This window comes from Olleya sp. KKT75 (genome assembly GCF_055635485.1).
The window spans coordinates 2,788,275-2,809,918 of sequence record NZ_CM145759.1 but is presented as its reverse complement, the minus strand read 5'-3'; the positions used below and the strand labels follow the sequence as shown (position 1 = coordinate 2,809,918).

16 protein-coding genes are annotated in these 21,644 nt (G+C 32.5%); 11 read left to right on the top strand and 5 right to left on the bottom strand.

All coding sequences use genetic code 11. The annotated features are described in order from the left end of the window. The first annotated feature begins 9 nt into the window (after window positions 1–9). From ACZ2G2_RS12555 to ACZ2G2_RS12545, 3 genes are all read left to right on the top strand, one after another. A complete protein-coding gene (locus ACZ2G2_RS12555; RefSeq protein WP_470392471.1) occupies window positions 10–1,098 on the top strand; it encodes a M42 family metallopeptidase in 1,089 nt (362 codons plus the stop codon). Window positions 1,099–1,175: 77 nt separating this feature from the next. Further along, complete coding sequence (locus ACZ2G2_RS12550) at window positions 1,176–2,342, top strand: aminotransferase class V-fold PLP-dependent enzyme (RefSeq protein WP_470392469.1); 1,167 nt, start codon at window positions 1,176–1,178, stop codon at window positions 2,340–2,342. A 1-nt stretch (window position 2,343) separates the two neighbouring features. Continuing rightward, window positions 2,344–2,895, top strand: coding sequence for an NUDIX hydrolase (locus tag ACZ2G2_RS12545; RefSeq protein WP_281846576.1), 552 nt, complete (start codon window positions 2,344–2,346; stop codon window positions 2,893–2,895). A gap of 312 nt (window positions 2,896–3,207) precedes the next feature. Here the strand turns inward: ACZ2G2_RS12545 and ACZ2G2_RS12540 are convergent, their stop codons facing one another. Beyond that, on the bottom strand, window positions 3,208–4,185 hold the full coding sequence (locus ACZ2G2_RS12540) for a helix-turn-helix transcriptional regulator (protein ID WP_470392467.1): 978 nt from the start codon (window positions 4,183–4,185) through the stop codon (window positions 3,208–3,210). Window positions 4,186–4,271: 86 nt separating this feature from the next. Between ACZ2G2_RS12540 and ACZ2G2_RS12535 the strand changes: the two genes are divergently transcribed. Further along, on the top strand, window positions 4,272–5,528 hold the full coding sequence (locus ACZ2G2_RS12535; RefSeq protein ID WP_470392465.1) for a flippase: 1,257 nt from the start codon (window positions 4,272–4,274) through the stop codon (window positions 5,526–5,528). Window positions 5,529–5,541: 13 nt separating this feature from the next. Next, a complete protein-coding gene (locus ACZ2G2_RS12530; RefSeq protein ID WP_282068074.1) occupies window positions 5,542–6,234 on the top strand; it encodes a PrsW family intramembrane metalloprotease in 693 nt (230 codons plus the stop codon). Here the strand turns inward: ACZ2G2_RS12530 and ACZ2G2_RS12525 are convergent. Continuing rightward, window positions 6,224–7,699 (bottom strand): T9SS type A sorting domain-containing protein, encoded by a 1,476-nt coding sequence (locus tag ACZ2G2_RS12525; RefSeq protein ID WP_470392462.1) that lies wholly within the window; start codon window positions 7,697–7,699, stop codon window positions 6,224–6,226. The genes ACZ2G2_RS12530 and ACZ2G2_RS12525 overlap by 11 nt on opposite strands. Window positions 7,700–7,840: 141 nt before the next feature. On the opposite strand from ACZ2G2_RS12525, the gene ACZ2G2_RS12520 reads away from it, so the two are divergent. The 5 genes from ACZ2G2_RS12520 (at window position 7,841) to ACZ2G2_RS12500 (ending at window position 15,457) form a co-directional block, all read left to right on the top strand. Beyond that, complete coding sequence (locus ACZ2G2_RS12520; RefSeq protein ID WP_470392460.1) at window positions 7,841–8,326, top strand: acyl-CoA carboxylase biotin carboxyl carrier protein subunit; 486 nt, start codon at window positions 7,841–7,843, stop codon at window positions 8,324–8,326. 1 nt (window position 8,327) lies between these two features. Next, entirely contained in the window at window positions 8,328–9,770 is a 1,443-nt protein-coding gene (gene accC / locus ACZ2G2_RS12515) for an acetyl-CoA carboxylase biotin carboxylase subunit (RefSeq protein ID WP_470392458.1), read from the top strand. A gap of 51 nt (window positions 9,771–9,821) precedes the next feature. Continuing rightward, window positions 9,822–11,363 (top strand): acyl-CoA carboxylase subunit beta, encoded by a 1,542-nt coding sequence (locus tag ACZ2G2_RS12510; RefSeq protein WP_470392457.1) that lies wholly within the window; start codon window positions 9,822–9,824, stop codon window positions 11,361–11,363. 253 nt (window positions 11,364–11,616) lie between these two features. Continuing rightward, the gene (locus tag ACZ2G2_RS12505) at window positions 11,617–12,516 is read left to right on the top strand and encodes a serine hydrolase (protein WP_101202385.1); all 900 of its coding nucleotides are present in this window, start codon (window positions 11,617–11,619) and stop codon (window positions 12,514–12,516) included. Window positions 12,517–12,613: 97 nt separating this feature from the next. Next, complete coding sequence (locus ACZ2G2_RS12500; protein WP_470392455.1) at window positions 12,614–15,457, top strand: Npt1/Npt2 family nucleotide transporter; 2,844 nt, start codon at window positions 12,614–12,616, stop codon at window positions 15,455–15,457. Here the strand turns inward: ACZ2G2_RS12500 and ACZ2G2_RS12495 are convergent. Both ACZ2G2_RS12495 and ACZ2G2_RS12490 read right to left on the bottom strand, forming a co-directional pair. Further along, window positions 15,447–16,706 carry a serine hydrolase gene (locus tag ACZ2G2_RS12495; protein ID WP_470392454.1) on the bottom strand — a complete coding sequence of 420 codons (1,260 nt, stop codon included), beginning with the start codon at window positions 16,704–16,706 and terminating at the stop codon, window positions 15,447–15,449. The two genes, ACZ2G2_RS12500 and ACZ2G2_RS12495, sit on opposite strands and share 11 nt — an antisense overlap. Further along, window positions 16,707–19,613, bottom strand: a complete 2,907-nt coding sequence (locus ACZ2G2_RS12490; protein WP_470392452.1) for a PEP/pyruvate-binding domain-containing protein — start codon at window positions 19,611–19,613, stop codon at window positions 16,707–16,709. A gap of 178 nt (window positions 19,614–19,791) precedes the next feature. Here ACZ2G2_RS12490 and ACZ2G2_RS12485 point away from each other — a divergent pair, with 178 nt between their 5' ends. Next, complete coding sequence (locus tag ACZ2G2_RS12485; protein WP_470392451.1) at window positions 19,792–21,015, top strand: multidrug effflux MFS transporter; 1,224 nt, start codon at window positions 19,792–19,794, stop codon at window positions 21,013–21,015. Here ACZ2G2_RS12485 and ACZ2G2_RS12480 read toward each other — a convergent pair. Further along, entirely contained in the window at window positions 21,005–21,637 is a 633-nt protein-coding gene (locus tag ACZ2G2_RS12480; protein WP_470392449.1) for a MarC family NAAT transporter, read from the bottom strand. The genes ACZ2G2_RS12485 and ACZ2G2_RS12480 overlap by 11 nt on opposite strands. Window positions 21,638–21,644: the final 7 nt, after the last annotated feature.

Below are 21,644 nucleotides of genomic sequence, written 5' to 3'. Positions count from 1 at the left end.
TTAAATCAAATGGCAACAAAAAGCATACTTAATAAAAAGTCAATGGACTTTTTAGAAACATATTTAAATAATGCGTCTCCAACAGGATACGAATGGGATGGTCAAAAAATATGGATGGATTATCTTAAACCATATGTAGACGAGTTTTTTACTGACACTTACGGAACAGCTGTTGGGGTTATTAATCCTGATGCTAAATTTAAAGTTGTAATTGAAGGTCATGCAGACGAAATCTCATGGTACGTAAACTATATTTCTGATAACGGATTAATTTATGTGGTAAGAAATGGTGGTAGTGATCATCAAATTGCACCTAGTAAAATAGTTAATATTCATACTAAAAACGGTATTGTAAAAGGTGTCTTTGGATGGCCAGCAATACACACACGTAATAAAACTAAAGAAGAAGCACCAAAGCCTAATAACATTACTATTGATGTTGGTGCTAAAGACAAAGAAGAAGTTGAAAAAATGGGTGTGCACGTGGGATGTGTCATTACTTATCCAGATGAGTTTCATATTTTAAACGGAGACAAATTTGTTTGTCGTGCTTTAGATAACCGTATGGGTGGTTTTATGATTGCTGAAGTAGCACGTTTGCTTAAAGAAAATAAGAAAACATTACCATTTGGACTTTACATAACCAACTCGGTTCAAGAAGAAATTGGTTTACGTGGTGCACAAATGATTACGGAAACAATCAAACCAAACGTAGCAATAGTTACAGATGTAACGCATGATACTACTACTCCAATGATTGACATGAAAGTACAAGGTCATGTCGAAATTGGTAAAGGTCCTGTAGTTGCTTATGCGCCTGCTGTACAACAAAAATTACGTGATTTAATTACGGATACTGCAGATGATAATAAAATACCGTTTCAACGTGCTGCTTTAAGTAGAGCAACAGGAACTGATACTGATGCATTTGCATACAGTAATGGTGGTGTTGCATCGGCATTAATCTCTTTACCATTACGCTACATGCACACGACTGTAGAAATGGTACACCAAGATGATGTAGAAAACGTTATTAAATTAATTTATGAAACATTACTTAAAATTGAAGATGGTGAAACATTTTCTTATTTTAAATAATCAGTTTTGATCATTTAAATACAAATAACATAAAACAATTAAAGCCTCTTTTTGAGGCTTTTTTTTATCTTTATACTATGGATTTAAAACAACAAAAACACTTGTTTGATTTACCAGAAGACGTCACGTATTTAAATATCGCGTCGCAATCGCCAGCATTTAACACGATGCATCAAGCCGGATTAGATGGATTACTACAAAAAAGAAGGCCTTACTTAATAACGGGCTCTGATTATTTTGAACCCGTCAAACAACTTAAATCCTTATTTGCACAACTTATTGATGAAGACAATTATAACCGTATTGCTTTAATTCCGTCAGCATCCTATGGTATTGCAACAGTGACAAATAATATTGTTTTAAAACCAACCGACGAAATTTTGATTATTGACGAGCAGTTTCCTAGTAATTACTATTCCTGGAAAAGATTAGCCGATCAATATCAAGCAACTATTAGAGTTGTAAAAGCACCTTTATATGTAGAAAACATTGGTCAACAATGGAATTTAGATATCATAAAAGCTATAAATACTAATACCGCTGTGGTAGCCATGGGACATATCCATTGGTCTAACGGAACGTTATTCGATTTAAAAAAAATACGAGAAAAAGCTAAACAACACGAAGCCTTATTAATTATTGACGGTAGCCAGAGTATTGGCGCTTTACCATTCTCTGTTAAAGAGTTACAACCCGATGCATTGATTTGTGCAGGCTACAAATGGTTATTTGGTCCGTATGGTTGTGGTTATGCTTATTTTAGTAAAACGTTTGATAACGGAATTCCGCTTGAAGAAAATTGGACTAATCGCTTAGATAGCGACAACTTTTCAGGCTTAACAAACTACCAAGAACAATATAAACCATTAGCCAATCGCTATTCTGCAGGAGAAAGTGCCAGCTTTTTAAACGTAAAAATGCAAATCGCAGCACTACAGCAAGTTTTAGATTGGACACCCGAAGCCATCCAACACTATTGTAAAACAATAACACAAAAAGCTGTTCAAGAATTAAGAGCATTAGGATTTCAGATTGAAGATGATGATTATAGAACGCATCATTTATTTGGCATTAAATTACCAGAAAACATAACGCCCGAAAGTGTAAAACAAACATTGGCTGATCATAATATTTATGTTTCCTTCCGGGGAAATTACATTAGATTGTCTAGTCATGTTTTTAATACAACTGAAGATTTTAAAACATTAATCGCTTGCTTTTCAGCTTTAATTAAAACAACTTAACATGGACGAAACAATTGATATTGTTGACAAAAATGGACTTCCAACAGGAGAGACCGCTTTAAAATCTGTCATTCATACTAAAGGTTATTTACATAATACCGCACACATTTGGTTTTATACTGATGAGGGTGAAATATTACTCGCACAACGTGCAGCATCAAAATCAATCTATCCATTACTTTGGGATGTATCTGTTGCTGGGCACATAGATGCAGGAGAATCTATTGAGAATGGTGCCATTAGAGAAATTAAGGAAGAAATTGGTTTAAAAATAAAACAGACTGATTTAGAAAAAATTGGTGTTTTTGAGTGCTTTCAAAGCTATCCAAATGGGATAAAGGACAACGAGTTTCATAATACTTACATTGTTCCGTTACACCTCCCTATTGTGTCTCTAATACCTCAAGAGGAAGAGGTCAACGCTTTAAAACTAGTTAGTATGTACGATTTTTTAGATCTTTTAGAAAACAGTAAAACTAATGGGCATTTTGTAGCAAGTAATTACGACTATTACATAAAAGTCTCAGAAGCTATTTTAAATAGAATAACTTAAATAATACTATTTAAAAATAGTACCTAAAAGCAAAAACCTCAACTTTTACAAGTTGAGGTTTTTATATGCCATCCATAATAAAATAACAAGTCCCTTTAGATTAATAGCTTCCCTATCTACTGTTATTTTTTACATCATGAATATTTAGAAAAAATCAGTTAATTTGGTTAAATTTATCTGTTCCCTATCTTTCCTACAGCAAACTTACTTATCAAACAGACAAAATGTGTCCGTTTTAAATTTAGTTTAGAAATTATAAAAAAAACATTAAAAACCACAGATACCTCAGAAAACAATAAGACCCGTTTTTAATTAATAATAGTTTATCATATATTCCAAATGCTCCTTAACATAAGACTTAACGTGCGCAGGGCTAACCACTTTAACCCAAAGATTATACTTTAAAATCTCCATTAAAAACTCATAGTTAGGTTCAATATAAATCCTTATTTCTCCCCAAATATTAGCGTTTTTGTAGTCTAATGACTCTGTTTCAGCTGCTTTAGGACGTTTTACTATCTCTTGAGAATGATGCAAAGGATTACTCTCTAAATACTTAAAATGATGATTAGCTACTTGGATATATATCCATTCTACTTTTATATCCGTTTTTAAAATACCAATAGCATTTTTAAAATACTGTTTAGGATTAAAAGTTATAGGTTTTTTAACCTGATGGTTTGTTATATTTAAAGACTTAATTCTATCATCTAAACAAAAGGCATAAATACCATATTTGTCATTATGTGCAATTAAATACCAAGCCTTATTAATCTCTTTAATGTGCAATGGTTGAAAAAAACCTGTAATGGTTTCAAAACCATTATCATCATACCAACCATGATAAGTAATTTCCACTAAAACCTGCAATTCAATAGCTTGTATTAAAGGGACTAAATCTATATAGGCACTTAAAGAACTTCGAGCAGTCGTAACATGATCTTTCCAAGAATGGGCATGATGATGTAAAAGATAAAGTTCTGTTTTTTCATAAACTTCCTTTAAACCATCAGTCATTTCATAGCCTTCTAAAAAATAGCCATAATTACGTTTGTGTAAAATTATAGTTTGAAAATAGGATTTTATTTTCTCTAAATCACGCTTAATCGTTTTTTGAGAAAACTGATTGAGTTTATCATATAGCGGATCATCAATATTATTTACGCGTAATTGGTCTAACGCATTTTGTAAATCTTCTAACGGGACATAGCCATTTTTTTCAATTCCATAAACCTTAGGATTTGAAATAACACGTAAAATATAATAGCGTCTTAAAAACTCTGGTGTCATATTAAAATAATGAAAACGAAAGTAATACTAATCTATCAAACAGCTAATGGAAACCGTTTTATATATTTGAAAATTATAGACAATTCATGACCAACGTTTTTAGCAAAAAAGACTTTATCGCCACCAAATGGTTTACACTAGAAAAACTTATTCAGTTTGTAACGGGTGTCTTTATTGTGCCACAAATATTTAGCACTTTAGGTACGATTGACATCGGAAAACTTAAGTTTGTCGAGTCCGTTTTAGGACTATTAACACCTTTGTTTTTTCTAGGTCTTTCTGCTATATGCATCAGAGAAATAGTCTTTAACCCAAAGCGAAGCGAGCAAATTTTAGCCACTGCCTTTTATTTAAGACTTGCAAGTTGGATTGCAATATTTATTGGTATTATAATCTACTTTTATAGTACTGAAAATAGCCAATTAAACAGTTTGTATCTAATTATTGCTATCAGTTATTTTTTTAAACTCACAGACGTTTTTGAATACTATTTGCTCGCAAAAAAATGGACTAAGATTATATTTATTAGTAAAATATCTAGTCTTATTATTATTGTGTCTTTGCAATATTATGGAGTTAAAAATAATTTGGATGTTAATTATTTTGCGAAGCTTATTGCTTTAGATTTTCTAATTCAAGGCGTTATTTATTACTTCATTTTAAAATATAAAAAACAATTTTTGTTTAAGCAATGGCGCTTTTCATGGCCTTTAGGAAAGTCTTTATTAAAAATGTCTTTTCCGCTTATAGTGTCTAGTGCTTTAATTATGTTTTATATCTCTATTGACGAGCTGTTTTTGAAACATTTTTTAGGCGATCATGCTAACGGAATTTTTGCAACTGTTCAATTTTTAGTGATTGCTTTAAGTTGGAATATCGGGTTTTCGATAATTAATGCACTATATCCTTCTTTAGCGGAATCTTATAAAGACGACAGTATACTATATGCCAGAAAGTTAAAAAAGCTATTTAAAATCATGTGTTTTTTAGGGGTATTAATTGGTATACTTTATACGCTATTTGGCAGCGCAATATTAAACACCTATTTTTCAGAAAGCTATGCAGAAGCAAAAAGTCCGTTATTAATATTTTGTTGGGCACCGCTTATTATATTTATAGGAATGATATATGAAAAGCACTTAATTAACACAAATCAACTACAAAAAAATGTTTATCGCTTTATAATTGGTTGCACATTTAATGTCGTATTGTGTTATCTATTGATTCCTATTTGGCAAGTTTCTGGAGCTGCAATTGCTGTTTTAATAAGTCATTTTATAACTAATATTGGGTATATTTTTTTAGACCCTAAAAGCAGAAAGGAATTAGTTTCCCTTTTTTAATTACTTTTGAACTATGCAACTACTATTGATGGCTTTAGCGCCAATTGTTATTATCATATTTTACATTTATCTAAAAGATAAGTACGAGAAAGAACCTAAACGTTTATTAATAATTTCGTTTTTATTGGGTGCTATTGTTAGTATTATTATTACCACACTACTCTACTCTGTATTTAATATACTAGTCCCTTTAGAGGATAAACTAAGCATTTGGGAACAATTTAAACAAGCCTTTTTCGTGGTTGGTTTTTCTGAAGAATTAAGTAAGTTTTTAATCGTATTGCTTTTTGCGCAACGCCATAAAGAGTTTAATGAGCCCTTTGACGGTATTGTATATGCTGTTATGGTATCTATGGGGTTTGCAGCAACCGAAAACATCATGTACGTCATGCAAAGTGGGCCAGCAACAGCAATTGCCAGAGCATTTACCGCAGTGCCTGCCCACGCTACCTTTGGAATTTTAATGGGATACTTTATGGGTAAAGCAAAATTTGCACCTAACAAATTATACTTAAATTTATTAGGCTTATTTTTTGCTGTTTTATTTCATGGAGCCTATGACTTTTTCTTATTTATAGATTTTGTCCCAGGTATTTGGGTTGGTGCTTTTGTATCTCTAGCAATTGGAATTTTCTTATCTAGAAGAGCCATTAGATACCATCAAAATAGTTCTGTTTTTAAAGACGATTTAAATTCTATTTCTTAACAAATTTTATCGCATCCAAAGTACTTTCATTATTAAAAGTAACAAAATACAAACCATTAGCTAAAGCACTAACGTCTATTGATGCATTGTTATAAAAGCTAGCATCATAAACTTGCTTTCCTGTAATATCAGTAATAGAGAATTGTATGGTTCTATTTAAAGCAGACTGTAATTGTAGCGTATTATTAACTGGATTTGGAAATAAAACTATTGACTTAGTAGTGGTTACAGCCTGTGCTGTTGATAGCGTATAACTATTTAGTTCAGCTACATAACTATCTACAGAGTCTCCGTCTTCTGTTCCACTCCAATCACTACCAAATAATAATCTGGTCCCTGTTGGACTGATAGTCACATGTGGCTCTGCAAAATAACCAAACTCATCAGGATCACTTCTATGATGTGCTACTCTATAAACATCGGCATCAAACTCATTGACTTTCGCGATAAATAATTCTTGATCTAAAATCTGTACACCATCACGCTGAAAACCTAAACAAGAAACTGCAACCCAACCATCTCCTGTGTTTTTATGCGCTAAAGACGATATATGTGTTCCTGATTTTGGATATGCATAATCACTATAAGTTGTAACAGCAAAACAGTCTCCTGTTGTCGCATTGTGTGCCACTAAAGTCCCTTGACAACCACCATTTACACCTTCTTCAAAATTAACATTGTAATAAGCATCGTCTCCATTACTTAGTTTTCCTAAGCAAGAATGCTGTACGCCATCAATATTTAAACTTCTAACAAAATCACCATTAGCATCATAAACATCTCCTCTATGAAAAAACAAATTACCACTAGGAAAAGGCATTGGTGCTGTATAAGCAACGTCTGATAAATTAAATTGTGTTAGTGTTCCTGTAGAGATTCTGTAATAATATGCAGCAATATTTCCGCATCTAAAAGCAAATACATCATCATCCCAAGACATCATTTGGATATCATTACCTCCTGTTAAACCGTTACTAGAAACACAACTACTAATTGTTCTAATATTAACCAATACCGTTTTTACTTGGGTTTGCACATTGTAACTAATCAAATCATCCGTAGCGCCGTCCATATAAAAGAATATATCAGGATTTAAAAAAGACCAGAAAATAGTCTCAATATCATCAGGATTGACATCTGTTAAGTTTCTTATAAACGTATAATCTTGACCATTTAATAATTGGTGCGTACCTCCGCCATAAACTATCATTAAACTTTCATCTGCATTCCAAGCCTGTATTGTGCTATACATGGGTTTAATAGAGTTACCTGTTCCTGCATTTGTAATACGTCGTATTTGTGTTGCTGGAAAAGATGGATCTGCTGCAGATTGCAAATAACCTGGTTTAGCTAAATCTTGCATTGGGTGCTGTGCTAAGTCGTTTGCACTATATCCTAAAGACAAGTCCTGAGCGTAACTAACCTGGAATAATAAGCATATTAAAAGAAGTAATTTTATTTTCATAATCTATGTAATTTATAACTTAAGTACGTAAAAATAAACCTAATGGATGTAATTGTTAACTAATATAGAATAATATAATGAGTTTCTGTTTTACTAAAACGATATAGTTACTTATCTTTATACCTCATAATTTTAGACAAAATGAGCCAAAAATTTAATGTAAAAACAAATGATCTTAATCAATTTGAGATAGATTCAGATGTTATAAATAGCATTGATTCTGTTGAAGTTAAACAGAATACATTTCATCTTTTAGATAATAACAAACCTTTTAAAATCGAAATCACGGAAAGTGATTTTCTAAAAAAAGCGTACACCGTAAAAGTTAACAATAACCTATATACAGTCCAAATCGAAGACCAATTGGATGCTTTAATAAAGGCAATGGGATTTGAAGTTGGTGCTTCCAAAGTTATTGATAATATAAAAGCGCCAATGCCCGGATTAATCTTGGATATTATGGCAAAGCCTGGTGACGAAGTCTCTGTAAATACACCTTTACTTATCCTTGAAGCTATGAAAATGGAAAACAGCATTGTATCACCTAGAGATGGCGTGATAAAGTCTGTTACAGGAACAAAGGGAAGTACTGTAGACAAAGGTGAATTGTTAATTGAATTCGAATAAAATGAAAAAAATACTAGTCGCCAATCGTGGCGAAATCGCAATAAGAGTTATGAGTACAGCCCAGAAAATGGGAATTAAAACCGTAGCAGTCTACTCTACTGCAGACCGTAATGCGCCTCACGTAAAATTTGCTGACGAAGCTGTTTTAATTGGAGAAGCACCTTCTAATCAGTCGTATTTATTAGGCGATAAAATTATAGAAGTAGCCAAAAGCTTAAATGTTGATGGTATACATCCTGGTTATGGTTTTTTAAGTGAAAATGCAGATTTTGCAGAGCTTTGCGAAAAAAACAACATCACCTTTATTGGACCAAAATCGCATGCTATTAGAGTCATGGGTAGTAAACTTGCAGCTAAAGATGCTGTTAAAGGTTATGATATACCAATGGTACCAGGAACAGATCAAGCAATTACAGATATTCCTGAAGCTAAAAAAATAGCTAAGACTATTGGCTTTCCTATTTTAATAAAAGCCTCTGCTGGAGGTGGAGGAAAAGGAATGCGTGTTGTGGAAAACGAAGACGAATTTGAATCTCAAATGAACCGTGCTATCAGTGAAGCCGTTAATGCTTTTGGAGATGGTTCTGTTTTTATTGAAAAATACGTTGGATCGCCTCGTCATATCGAAATTCAAGTCATGGCGGACACGCATGGTAATGTGATACATCTTTTTGAGCGTGAATGTAGTATACAACGTCGCCATCAAAAAGTAGTCGAAGAAGCGCCAAGTGTTGTTTTAACGCCTGAGTTAAGAGAAGAAATGGGAGAAGCTGCAATTAAAGTAGCAAAAGCATGTGATTATGTTGGGGCTGGAACAGTCGAGTTTTTATTAGATGAAAACAAGAATTTCTATTTCCTTGAAATGAATACACGACTACAAGTAGAGCATCCTGTATCAGAAATTATCGCTGGTGTTGACTTAGTAGAATTACAAATAAAAGTAGCTCGTGGCGAAGCTTTAGACATAAAACAATCTGATTTAAAAATTAATGGTCACGCTTTAGAATTACGTATTTATGCTGAAGATCCTTTAAACGATTTTCTACCTAGTGTTGGACATTTAGACGTTTATAAACTTCCAGAAGGAAAAGGGATAAGAGTAGATAATGGTTTTGAACAAGGTATGGATATTCCGATCTACTACGATCCAATGTTAGCCAAGCTAATTACTTACGGTAAAACACGTGAAGAAGCCATGCAATTAATGCGTCAAGCTATTGCAGATTACGATGTTAAAGGTATCGCAACCACGTTGCCTTTTGGGACGTTTGTATTTAATCATGAAGCGTTTAAATCAGGAAACTTTGACACCCATTTTGTAAAAAAGTACTATTCTCCTGAAGCTTTAAAACAAGATGCAGAACACGAAGCTAAATTAGCTGCTCTTTTTGCTGTAAAACAGTATCTAGAGGATCAAAAGCAATTAAGACTACCAACTAATTAGATAATTACATAACGTATAGCGTTTACGACCATACGTGATTAAAATAGAGATATGGAATCTAAAATAAAAACCCTAAACGAAAAACTTGAGCTATCCAAATTAGGTGGTGGTCAAGATAGAATAGATAAACAACACCAAAAGAAAAAATTAACCGCAAGAGAACGTGTTACCTATTTAATGGACGAAGGTTCTTTTGAAGAAATTGGTGCACTAGTAACACATAGAACGGTTGATTTTGGAATGCAAAATCAAAAATTTTATGGTGATGGTGTTATTACAGGTTACGGAACAATAAATGGTAGACTAGTGCATGTTTTTGCACAAGACTTTACGGTTTTTGGAGGTGCGTTGTCTGAAACACATGCCGAAAAAATTTGTAAAATAATGGACTTAGCACTTAAAGTTGGTGCGCCTTTTATTGGTCTTAACGATTCTGGTGGTGCACGTATCCAAGAAGGTGTGAGATCCTTAGGTGGATATGCTGATATTTTTCATAGAAATGTAAAAGCATCTGGTGTTATTCCACAACTATCTGCTATTATGGGTCCGTGTGCCGGAGGAGCTGTTTACAGCCCTGCAATGACGGATTTTACTATGATGGTAGAAGATACAAGTTACATGTTTGTAACAGGTCCAAACGTTGTTAAAACAGTAACTAACGAGGAAGTTACCAGTGAAGAGCTTGGTGGTGCAAGTACACACTCGACTAAGTCTGGTGTAGCCCACGTCACATCATCTAACGATATAGAATGTCTAGAAGATGTTAAACGTTTACTTAGTTATTTACCACAAAGCAATTTAGAAAAACCAAAAGATTTACCATTTGAGTTAGGTGATGAAATTAGAGACGAACTTAAAACAATCATTCCTTTAAATGCCAACAAGCCATATGACATGCATAATGTTATAAAAGGCATAATTGATGTGGATAGCTTTTTTGAAATCCATAAAGATTTTGCCCAAAACATTATTGTTGGATTTGCAAGAATTGGTGGAAAAAGTGTTGGTATTGTAGCTAACCAACCATTGATTTTAGCAGGTGTTTTAGATGTAAATAGTTCGCGTAAGGCAGCACGATTTACACGATTTTGTGACGCCTTTAATATTCCGTTATTAGTGTTAGTAGATGTACCAGGATTTTTACCAGGAACAGATCAAGAATGGAACGGAATTATAGTGCATGGTGCAAAACTATTATATGCTTTAAGCGAAGCTACAGTACCTAAAGTAACTGTAATTACAAGAAAAGCTTATGGTGGTGCTTACGACGTTATGAACTCTAAACACATTGGAGCGGACTTAAATTACGCTTGGCCAAGTGCTGAGATTGCTGTTATGGGAGCAAAAGGTGCCAGTGAAATTATTTTTAGAAAAGAAATAAAAGCAGCAGATAATCCTGAAGAAAAACTTTTAGAAAAAGAAGCCGAATATGCTGAGCTGTTTGCTAATCCTTATAAAGCTGCAGAACGCGGTTTTATAGATGAAGTTATTCTTCCTGAAAACACAAGACGTAAATTAATAAAAGCGTTTAAAATGTTAGAACATAAGGAAGAAGTTTTACCAAATAGAAAACATGGTAATATTCCTTTATAGAAAAAAATAATACATAAAGAAAGCATAAAAAAAGAGCCTCAATTGAGGCTCTTTTTAGTTTCCCTAAAAAAATTAGAGATTACTAGCTACATTTTAAAATCTAAAGCTAAAATATTAACTAAAAAAGGATGTAACAATCACAAAACCATTACAATTGCTCATAATTTTATTTCTTTGAAAAATAAAATTTTAACACTTTAATAACTAGTTAATTAACTACATTTGCCTAATTATATTTAACGCATTTTTTTTAATGAAATTACACCTTGTTTTTATAGCCATAGTTACTCTATTTGTAACTAATAGCTTTGCTCAAAATGAGCTTCCATTACCAACTAGTGATGGCAAAATTGCGATGTTAACCTCTTTAGCGGATAGTGATCTTCAAAAAACACTAGAATCAGAGATTAATAAAAATCCCCTTTGGAAAAAACTAATCAATCAAAAAAAGATGTCTATTGGCTTAGTAGACCTTAGAGATACCAATAATGTAAAGTTTGCTAGAATAAATGGCAACCACATGATGTATGCTGCCAGTTTACCAAAAATTGCAGTATTATTAGCTGCGATGGATGCTATTGATAAAAAAGAATTAACTGAGACTGCAGACATTAGAAAAGATATGCGCCTTATGATTAGTAAATCTAATAATGCGGCAACCACTAGAATGATTGATCGTGTTGGTTATGATAAGATTGAGTCGGTAATGAGGAGTAAAAAATATAAGTTTTATGACGAAGCTATTGGTGGTGGTCTGTGGGTAGGAAAACGCTACGGTGGTGGTGGAAACACAAACAGAGAACCTTTAAAAAACTTAAGTCATGCGGCTACTGTTACACAAGTTTGTAGATACTATTACCTGTTAGCTAATGGTAAATTGGTTAATCAAAAACGCTCTAAGCAAATGTTAGATATTATGGAAAACACAGCGTTGCACCATAAATTTGTAAATACACTTGACAAAATAGCACCTGATGCAAGAATATTTAGAAAATCGGGCTCTTGGAAAAACTATCATTCAGACTCTGTTTTAGTTTGGGGAAAAGACCTTAACAGACGTTATATATTAGTAGCTTTAATAGAAGACGCTTCAGGAGAACAAATTATTAGAGACTTGATAAAACCAGTAGAGAAAGTCTTAAGAGCTAATTAAGTTTTGATATTATTTATTACCCTTTTCAATAAATATAAAAGATAGTTTATACCTTACATTTGTAAACTATTAATCATTACGCATTAGACACAAAACATTGGACTTAACAAATTCGGTATTAAAACCTATAAAAACCATACTTTTAAAAGCATTTGATTTAAAGGAAGAAGAGCTTAAAAAGACCCTTCTATTACAATTAAATATTTTTATAATTATTACAACACTATTAATTGTAAAACCTACAATTAACTCGTTGTTTTTATCAGAGTTAACATCAGATGCACTTCCGTTAGGCTATGTTTTAACTGCTATCATGGCAATTGTAGGCTCTTACTTTTATGACAAAGCCTTAGAAAAATACCCGTTAAATATTATAATAGACAAAACCATTATTGGTTCTGTAATATCACTAATACTCTTTGGTGTTGGTTTAAACTTTAATTTAATTACTGGTTTTTTATTATACATTCCATACATCTGGGTGGCTATTTTTGGATTGCTTACCGCCTCACAATTTTGGATTTTAGCCAACCTAGTTTATAATATTAGAGAAGCCAAACGTGTGTTTGGTTTTATAGGTGCTGGCGCTATTGCTGGAGGTATCTTTGGTGGGTATTTAACGTCTTTACTAACTACTTTTATTGACTCTGTAAACTTATTATTTATTGCGGCTTTACTACTTTGTATCTGTGTTTTTATTACACGATACATATGGAAAACCGAAATAGCAAAACTTAATACCTTTCAGCTCACTTTAAAAAGTAATGCTAAAGGAGAGTCGCCTTTAAAACTAATAAAACAATCAAAATTACTTAGTCTTATCGCTTTAGTTATAGGTTTAAGCGTACTTGTTGCCAAATTAGTAGATTACCAATATAGTGACTATGCGTCAAGACTTATTGATAACCAAGATGAACTGACCTCCTTTTTTGGATTTTGGTTTTCTACCTTAAGTGTTATTTCATTATTGGTACAACTATTTTTAACCAAGCGAATTGTTGGTACTTTTGGTGTTGGAAAAGCTTTATTATGGCTTCCAACCGGGATTTTAATTGGTTCAATAATTCTACTATTACTGCCACAATTGTGGGTGATTGTATTTATTAAAATTGTGGACGGTAGTTTAAAACAATCCGTTAATAAAGCATCTACAGAGTTGTTATCAATCCCTATTCCTATAGAAATTAAAAAGAAAACAAAAACCTTTACAGATGTTGTTGTAGATAGTATCGCTACAGGTCTTGCTGGTTTTATTCTAATCTTTTTTATAAACGGTTTAAATATTTCTTCTACTTATATCAGTGTAATTATTATCATATTAATCGCTGTTTGGTTGGTTTTAATTTATTTCCTTAGAAAAGAATACATCATTGCTTTTAAAGATTTACTTGATAATTCTGGAATTAAAAAAGATAAGCATCATAAAGAGATTATAAAAGTAACATCAATTATAGATAGTGTTTTAAGAGTTTTAAATACAGGAAAAGAGAACCAAATTGTTAATATGTTAGAAAGAACGTTAGACGTAAAAGACGAACGTTTTTTTAATAGTATTAAAAATCTTCTGAATCATGAATCGCCAAGGATTAAAACATTGGCTATAGATAATTTATATTTTTTAAAGTCTGAAAACCTATCATCTCAAATTGAAACCATGGTTTACGATAAAGATCAAGATGTTACCACGTCAGCATTTAGATATCTATTAAAAAACTACAAGCAAAATACTATTGTTTTATTTGAAAAGTATATAAACAGTGATGATAACACCATTGCTAATGCTGCTCTAGTAGGATTATCTTTAGAATCTAGTCATAATCAATTACTCCAAAATAGATTTAACTTAGACTCAAAAATAGACGCTGCTTTAAGTAAATATTTAGAGTTAGCGGATCCTGAGTTAAAAACCAACAAGATTACAGCAATTCTAGAAAGTATAGGTAATGCTAAAATAAGTGCTTATTATAATGTGCTAAAAACACAGCTATTATCTAAAGATTTAGAGATTTTAAAAACAGCGATAACTAGCGCTGCCAAGACTTTAGATTCTGAATTTATTGATGCTATTATATCGCATTTATCGGTAAAAGAAACCAGACAAACAGCTGTAGATGCTTTGTTTTTTTACAAAGAACCTGTTATAGATGTACTCTATCAAAAGGTCATAAAAGAAACTATTGATTTTGAAGATGCAGCCTATGTTATTTTAGTAATCGAAAAATTTAAATCTCAAAAAGCAATAAACACGTTAATTCTTCTAACTAACGATACTGAGCATGCTGTTAAAATCGAGGCAATTGAAGCATTAAAACGTTTAAAATGGAAATATCCACACTTAAAAATCAAGGATCGATTTATAGTCGATAAAATTCTAGACGAATGTCAATTGTATCAAAACACCTTAGCGGTTATTCATACTCAAATTGTACTGCAGTATAAAAAGAAATCTGGTGTTACTGAGTCTAAAGACGAAACCGAAGCTAGAAATGGACTTATACACCTTTTAGAGCAGCGATTAGACAGACAATTACAACGTATATTTAGGTTTTTAGGAATTAAATATCCACCAAACGATGTGGATCCAATATTTAATACCATGATACATGGTCAGGAAGAACAACGTTTACATGCTATTGAGTTTTTAGATAATATTTTAAACAGTCAACTTAAAAAAGAATTAATTCCGGTAGCAGAATCAATGTTATTAGATTCTAATTCTGAAGAAAAAATAAAAAAACTTAATCTTAAGGTTTTAAGTGAATTAGAATGCTATAATGAGTTACTAAAACGAAAAGATATTAAACTAAAATTTGCAGTATTATACCTTATTGAAAAGTCTAATACTGCAAATTATAAGCCTCTTTTAGAATTGGTTTTAATTAATGAAACTAATAAAAAAATCAGGACACAAACTGAAAACTTATTACGTCTTATTTCTTAATTAACTTATCAATATTGGCTGCTAAGTTCATATGGTCAGTTGCTGAGTTTTTGCCTAATACATTAGTCATCAAAACAACCATATACGTCGTTTTATCTGGATGCTCCACAATTGCTACAGAGTTCATGAAATTTTGAACATTACCCATATACTTGCCACAAGCCTGTCCATTACTTCTATCACATTTATATAAACTACCTGATTTAAAATAGACCGCTGCCTCTTTTAAAGCTGGTGCTTGTGCATATCTAATACGTCTGTCCGTCATATACATCAAACGTTTCATCTCTAAACTAGACTCAGCATCAATTACATTACCCTGTTCTAGTTGTACTAAAAATTTCATAACACCAAAAGGCGTACCAATACTCCCGCCTTTATCTCCAACGTAAGTGTTTGCTCCTCTAGTAAAAAAACTCCCCAAACGCCATTCGTCTGCAGTAATCCCTAAATCACGTAATGGTAAATTAACGACGTCATTTCCTAGGTCAGTTAACACCTTTTTTTCTGTGGTTTTAAAATAGGCTAACGCGTCTTCCTCTGTTAACTCTGGGTATTTCTCTCCAAAAGCTTGCATTAACAATACTTCACGCCAAACAATACTTGCTGCTCCGTTATTACTTACAGATAACATATGATCTGCCCATTCAAATAAAGTAAACGTATCACTAGCAATCACCTGGCGTTTCACTAGTTTTTTTGTTTCTATATTATAAATTGGTATTGTGTGCTCATCCGTTAAACCCCAAACTCCAGCTTTAACCACTTTTGTTTTTAGTAATTGAATACGTTTATCAAAATCATCAGGATAAATTTTAGATAACTGATTAAACAACCCAATCAAAACAGCTAATTTACCAACACTTCCTGGCTGATACCCTGAGGTTTCATTACGGTGCGCGTATCTAATATTGTTTAAATCGGTAATATCCATTACAGTTAACGAGTAACTTTTATCCAAACCTCTAAAAAGGCTACTAATTTCCTTTTGAAAAGCGTCATTTTCCTTGAAAAAACAATGTAGACTATCGGATGCCTTTTCTTTTAGATTCAATTTAATATCTAAATACGATTTAAAAGCACCTTCTGGTAAGGTTTGTTTTTCAACAATTTCGCCACTTTTAATTAGCTCCAAACGCTTTAAACGTTTAATTCCTGTATGCTCATACCCATCAATAGGATAAAAGGTTGCGGTTGTAAACGCAGAACAAATCAGTACTAAGACTAAAACAATTACTATTTTTTTCATTTATATCTTTTTTGAAAGTGCTATCACTTTATTATTATCAATTACTGGTGTTATGGATTGTAAGTATGTAGAACTTAATGCCTTTTTATTTTCTACAAATGGTCTAATTTGAAACAACCATAATTTATTATCCTTAAACCCTAATTCTACATCATAAGCGCCTTGATAATCAGAATTAGTGGCTTGAGACATGGTTGCTCTAATTGTTTTTGCCAGTGCTCTTATATCACTAATGTTTTGCGTATTTAATATTGGTTTATCAAAGGTTGATGACTTTTTAAATGTTCCGCCTGTAATTGGCAAACTATTGTAAAAACGCTCTCTTGATGGTGCTAAGAATTGTAATCCGCCATCATCTTTTAATAAATACGTTTCTGAAGACTGTCCATCCACTGCACCTCCCGCGCCTCTACTAAAAGCTATAGTCAAGTCGTTATCATTACCAGAAGTTAATCCTTTAGTAATTAAAACACCCGAATAATCGACATCTACACTCGGAATAACCAATATCGAAGGAAACACATTTTCTGGATTCAATAAATATTTTTGTCTCCATTTAAAACTACGTTCTGTGTACGGAGATGCCCAAACATCTTTAATCCCTTCTAATATTTTAGTTTTATCAACCACATTAAATAGGGTTAGATTTAAACCAGCACCTGTAAACTCTTTTAGGTCTTCCATATTAGTATCACTTCTTAAAAACACTGGAATAGCCCCTAAATCTTGACCTAAAACTGATTTAAAATCAGCTTCCATCTGATCAATAAAATCAGCTTTTAAAGGCATCTTTTTTATTGCTGCTCTTAATGTTTCTAATTGACGTAATTGGTAATGTTCAATCTCACCTTCTACAATCCCTTTGGCTTCCATTGCGGTAGCTTCCTTAAACATAGCTTCTAAAAACTGCCAATACGATTGATTTTGCTCTGGCATATCCTGATTCATGTGATCTCTAAATATCCCAAACGGAATAACTAATCCTTCCACAACTTGCTCCGGAAACATTTGTTTAAGCTGACCTAAATTGGCTGCTTTTGGCCCGCAAATCTTACCAGAATTACTAGCGTTTACATTTCGTAAATTAAGCACTTTAGATTCATTTAATATAATAGATTCAACCGGTACTTCTATCTTTTCGCTTTTACGTTCTGTTTTTGTAAATAAGGCACGTTCTTCTGCGGACATGTCTTTTTCTGCCTTAATAATTACATTTCCATTATTAGACACTGCATAAAACACTTTTTGTCCATTAAAAGGTTTTAAATCATCTAAATTTTGATCAGACAACGCTGCATTTGGAATCCCTAGATTACGCGCTAATAATTGCACATGAGACACCATGTTCCCTTCTGACACCGTTGCAATACCTGCTATTGGTTTTAAATCTGCTGGTGGGCGTTGGAAAATATAAATTTTGTTTGAAGACACCTCAATAGCATCTGGTGATCCTGCAACAACAACAAGTTCTCCAAAAGCGTACCCTGGGTTTAAACCACGCACTGTACTTTGGTTTGGTATGCTTAATACTTTATTAGTCAACGCTGATTCTTCAGCTATAAAATCACCCAATTCTCCTACCGCTTTACCTAAATGTAAAGCAATTGATCCTCTAATTTTATCATCTATAAAACCATAGGCTAAAGGTTCAAAAGCAGTATACGTATTTACTTCATTTTGATAATTAGCTTTAACCATCCCAGAACTCCATTCTACCAAACTTCTTCCATTTTGTAAAACAGACGTTAACTCGCCTAAAGTAGCTTCATTGGCTTTGTTAGCTGATAATGTTAGGTTTAAAGCGTCCCATTCATGTTGTTCAATATAACCGGTTGCAGCTGTTGCCATACCTAAATAACACACCTTACTAACTAACTGATCTACTGTTTCAGGTTGCCATAGTGGTGCGTTTTTAAAGATAAGTTCTTCAAGTACAATAGAAATATCTAATAGTTGTAAACGCGCAAGAGGCCTTTTTTCTTCAAGAAGACTTGCTCTTAAAGTGGTTAATAATTCAGCTGTATTCTGAATTAAATCCGACGCATTATTAGAATGATTATTCTGAATGGCATAATTTTTAAAAGTTTCGCCAAACGTTGTTGACTTTATTATACTTGCTTTAGCTTGTAATGACACCAAATCTATCGGTTTAAAAAAAGTAGTCATGGTTGCCAATAATTCATCTAAAACCTTAATTTGGCTCGCACTTAACTTCGCATCATGCTTTATTTTAAAAGCTTTTACTTTTTCAATATCATTTATTTCTGGTTGTGCATGTATCTTAACGCGTAAATCCATAAATGAAGGATACAAATCAGATAACACTTTAGATTGACTACGCATTAATTGTGCAAGATTATCATCACCACTATGGGGAATATCTTTTAAAGATTGCCTGATTAAAAAGTAATTTTCAACAAGTAATTTATCCTTAGATAATAACCACTTATAGAAATCAATCCCCCATGCTTCCTCATCTTCCGACTGGATTGCACCTCTATAAAACTGACTTTTTTGATTAACCCAACCATTATCAATAGCTCTTAAATACTTATCAATTTGGTATTGTTTTAACCTAGAATTGTCATTATCAACATCTAAAAAAGCGTCATTTGTTGTGTTAGTTAAAATTTGCCCTAAATAAATATGGTTACTTTTTGCTAATTTTTCAACGTCATCTTTATAGCGCGCATGTTGATTCCCTGGTCCAATATTATCAGGACAAGGATCTTTAGGTTGACGTAAACTACCATCCGTACAAAACCAACGGATATCTTTATAAGGACCACGTAAATCAGTCTTATAAATACTGATTTGTTCTTTTATCTTTTCTGGAGCAATTTGTTGCGCAGTTATTTGTGTTGAAAACAACAAAAACACTAAGCAAAATAGAACATTATTTCTCATTGATAATCAAAGGTTTATTACAATATACAAGATAATAATATAAATTTTATCACTAAAAATATTGTTTTGCAAAGTTGTTATAAAAGTTTGATAATAATCTAATTAATTGGGTCTATTTTAACACCTATTTCACACTAATTAAACCAAGGATAATTCTTTTTTATCCTACTTTTGCTGCATGCAAGAAAAACAGACTGTAAAACTAGAATTTATCATATTAATGGCGTCGCTAATGTCTATTGTAGCTTTAGCAATAGATGCCATTTTACCTGCAATGTCAGCAATTGGTATCTCTATAAATAGTTTTGATACTGGAAATAATCAGTTACTAATTACCATGATATTTTTAGGCTTAGGTTTTGGGCAATTATTATTTGGACCTTTATCCGATAGTTTTGGTCGAAAACCAATCGTATATATTGGTTTTGCTGTGTTTGCAGTAGGTAGTATTGTTTGTGTGCTTTCGCACAGTTTAGAAATGATGGTTGCTGGTCGTATCCTTCAAGGAATAGGTTTAGCAGCACCAAGAACTATTGCTATTGCTATTATTAGAGATATGTTTAAAGGTGATTATATGGCCAAAATCATGTCTTTTGTAACGACGTTTTTTATTTTAGTTCCTGTTATTGCGCCCGTAATGGGAAAATTTATATTAAACCATTATAATTGGACTGGTATATTTTATGTCCAATTAGTTATGGCATTTATAGTCAGCATTTGGTTTTGGAAAAGACAACCAGAAACCCTTAAACCTGAATACAAAATAAAGTTTAGTAGCCATGAGTTTATTGATGGTTTAAAAGAGTTAATAAAGTATAAAGAAACCATTGGATTTACTATTATTTCTGGGTTTATCTCGGGTGCTTTTATTGTTTATTTAAGTGCATCTCAAGTTATTTTTGAAAACCAATACGGTTTAATAGATGAGTTTCCATACATCTTTGCAGGATTGGCTTGTGGCGTCGGTTTATCAACCTTTTTAAACGGAAGCTTTGTGATGCGTTTAGGAATGTGGCGATTATCTTATTTAGCTATTATAGTATTTAGTGTCAATGCTTTATTATATGTGTTATTATTCTGGAATGCTGCTACAAACCCATCATTAACTGTAATACTATTGTTTATGGCTATTCAGTTTTTTACTATTGGTTTTATTTTTGGGAATTTAAGAGCCATTGCAATGGAGCCTATTGGTCATATTGCAGGAATTGGCGCTGCTATAACGGGATTTGTATCAACAATAATGGCGGTGCCAATTGCTAACTTTATTGGTAGTTATGTTAAAGATACAGCGCTACCATTATTTATTGGTTTTACCATATTTGGAACCTTATCATTTATGATATTTACTTACATCAAATCTACTAGAAAACGAAAAGCACGTCAGGAAGCTATCCTTTAATTAAAGTTAGTATATCTACAACCGAAGATATAATATACTCCACACCTATTGCTATTACTATAAAACCTATAATTCTGGACAGTGCATTTATACCGGATGCACCTAAAAAACGAACTATAAAATGAGCGCTTTTTAATATGATATATATCGCAAGTGTTGCCAAGAGAATTGCACCTACGATAATTAATATTTCAGAGGTTAGTACAAATTCTTGATTATAAGTTATTAATAAAGAGATGGTCCCTGGTCCTGCTAACATAGGTATAGCTAAGGGCGTTAAACTAATAGCATCACGCGTATGAATATCTTCCTGTACTTTTTTGCGCTTCATCCCCTTGTGCTCTCTAAACTTACCCGTTAACAAGGCAAATCCAGACGAGGTAATTATCAACCCTCCTGCTATCTTCAATGCATTTAGACTAATTCCAAAAAAAGACAATATATATTGACCTGCAAAAAACGAAAGTACTAAAATCACTAAAACATCTATTGCTGTCCAAAAAGCAGTGGCAGACCGTTCTTTTTTGCTCAATTCTTCTGTTAAACCTACAAATACTGGGACAGTTCCTAAGGGATTCATTATTGAAAATAAAGCACCAAATACGACTAAAAATAATTCCATTGTTTTT